A 2,212-nucleotide genomic window follows, 5' to 3' on the forward strand; every position below is an offset into this window, starting at 1 on the left:
CGAACGCGGACCCGAAAGCGATCGTCGGTCTGGCCCGGGTGGTGAAAGAGGCCTATCCCGACTTCACCCAGTTCGACCGCAACAGCAGGTACTACGACCGTCGTGCCACGGAGGAAAGGCCCTACTGGTTCATGGTCGACATCGAGTTCGTGAAGAAGCTCCAAGAGCCCTTGAGCCTCGAGACCCTGCGCGGCATCGAAGAGATCGGAGGAATGGCCCTTCTCAAGAAAGGCCAGCGACTCTCGGTTCAACCGGTGACGCCCGAGGAGTGGATGACGATCTGCAAGCGCGCCGGCGTCTCCCCGATGGTCTAGACTGCCGAGGTTGCCGATTCGCGGTTGAAAAACCGCCCCGCGAACGGCATTCTATAAGTACCAGTTTCCAACGGAACATCACGTGCTAGAGCTCGACCCAGCTCCCTATCGGGTGCCTACTCTCGACCTCGACGCACGGCTGCGGCTGGCGGATGGCACGACGATGGCGGGCACGCTGTTTCTTGCTCCCGGCTCGTCTCTGCATCCCGGGCCCGAGAGCCTGGACGAGTACCTGGCGCGCTCCCGTCGCTTCCTTCCCGTCAGAGTAACCGAGAGCGGTCGAACGCTTCTGGTGAATCGCGACTTGGTGCAGTTGGTCGAAGCGGGTACGGATGCGCCGGTTCTCGCCCGCCTCACCGGTGAGCAAGCGCGCTCGGTCGATCTCGTTCGGCTGGAATTGACGGATGGGCATGCGTTGGAAGGAGCCGTCGAGTCTCTGCTCCCCGTGGAGAATCCACGTTTGTCCGATTTCTTCAACTTGAACGAGGATTTCTTTCCGGTCGTCGTGACCGAAGGGATAACGTACGTCAACAAGCGTTTCGTGAGCCGGATCTGGCTCTGAACGCAGGAGGATCCCTTGTCGCAGATCGCGTCCTTGATGGACGCTCTCATCAACTACGGTGCCTACGAAGCACGGCTCGAGGCGGGGCGACGCGTCTACCTCGTGCGCGGAAACGAGCAGGTCGACATCGGTCGCGAGCCGCTTCAGGCAACGGTGATCGAAAAGATTGCCGAGGAGGCTCTCGGCTCGGAGCGAATGCATGCGAAGCCAGGCCAGCCTGCATCCGTGCACATCCAGAGAAATGGCAGCCGGTTCCAAGTCGACTTTCGGAAGACCGATACCACGGCGGCCCTCCGTATCCTTCGGTCGCGAGTGAGCGTCCCGAGCACTGAGAGTGCCGCGACACCCGCCCGGCCCCCGGCCGGGCCATCGCCTCCGTCGCCAGCCCAGCCCACTCCGGCCCCCAGGACTCCGGCGACGTCGCCGAGCGACGCGCCACACGCGATCGACGACATCCTACGTTTCATGGTGTCTCAAGATGCTTCCGACCTGCACCTTTCCGCGGGCGAGTCTCCCGTTATCCGGGTCCACGGCGAGATCCGATTTCTGTCCGAGCGCGGTCAGCTCAGCTCGGAGACTATCGAGCGGCTCATGTACGAGATTATGCCCCCCGAGAACCGGGAGCAGTTCAAGGTCCGGCGGGATACCGACCTCGCCTACGAGATCGCGGGTCTGTCGCGCTTCCGGGTGAACGTCTTCGAGGATCGGAAGGGTGTGGGGACGGTGATCCGTCGCATTCCCGTCGAGATCCAGACGGCGGAACAACTCGGGCTGCCCCGGTCGGTTCTCGAGCTCTGCTATCTCTCCAAGGGTCTCGTCGTCGTGACCGGGCCCAGTGGCTCGGGGAAGTCGACGACTCTCGCGGCCATCATCGACCATATCAACAAGAACCGAACGGACCACATCATCACCATCGAGGATCCCATCGAGTTCGTTCACCGAAACCAGAAATGCCTCGTCAATCAGAGAGAAGTGGGGCGGAATACCGAGTCGTTCAAGACCGCGCTCCGAGCGGCCCTGCGAGAGGACCCCGACATCGTTCTGGTTGGCGAGATGCGCGACCTCGAGACGATCGCCATTGCCATCGAGACCGCCGAGACGGGTCATCTCGTGTTCGGAACCCTGCATACCACGACCGCGGTGTCGACGGTCGATCGCATCGTCGACCAGTTCCCGCCCGATCGACAGGAGCAGATCCGGGTGATGCTCTCCGATGCGCTGAAGGGCGTCATCGCGCAGGTGCTCTGCAAGAAGATCGGAGGCGGGCGGATCGCCGCGCTCGAGATACTGCTCGCCAATCAGGCGGTCGCCAGCCTGATCCGGGAGGCCAAGACCT

3 protein-coding genes are annotated in these 2,212 nt (G+C 62.6%); all 3 read left to right on the forward strand.

Translation table 11 applies throughout. From position 1 onward, the window contains the following. On the forward strand, positions 1-314 hold a 314-nt coding region (locus tag VEK15_32195; GenBank protein HXV65401.1), incomplete at its 5' end, for an EVE domain-containing protein. An 82-nt stretch (positions 315-396) separates the two neighbouring features. After that, positions 397-876, forward strand: a complete 480-nt coding sequence (locus tag VEK15_32200; protein HXV65402.1) for a hypothetical protein — start codon at positions 397-399, stop codon at positions 874-876. A gap of 15 nt (positions 877-891) precedes the next feature. Then, positions 892-2,212 (forward strand): PilT/PilU family type 4a pilus ATPase (locus VEK15_32205; GenBank protein HXV65403.1); only part of this gene is annotated, 1,321 nt, incomplete at its 3' end.

The sequence above is a fragment of the Vicinamibacteria bacterium genome (assembly GCA_035620555.1).
Taxonomy (GTDB): domain Bacteria; phylum Acidobacteriota; class Vicinamibacteria; order Marinacidobacterales; family SMYC01; genus DASPGQ01.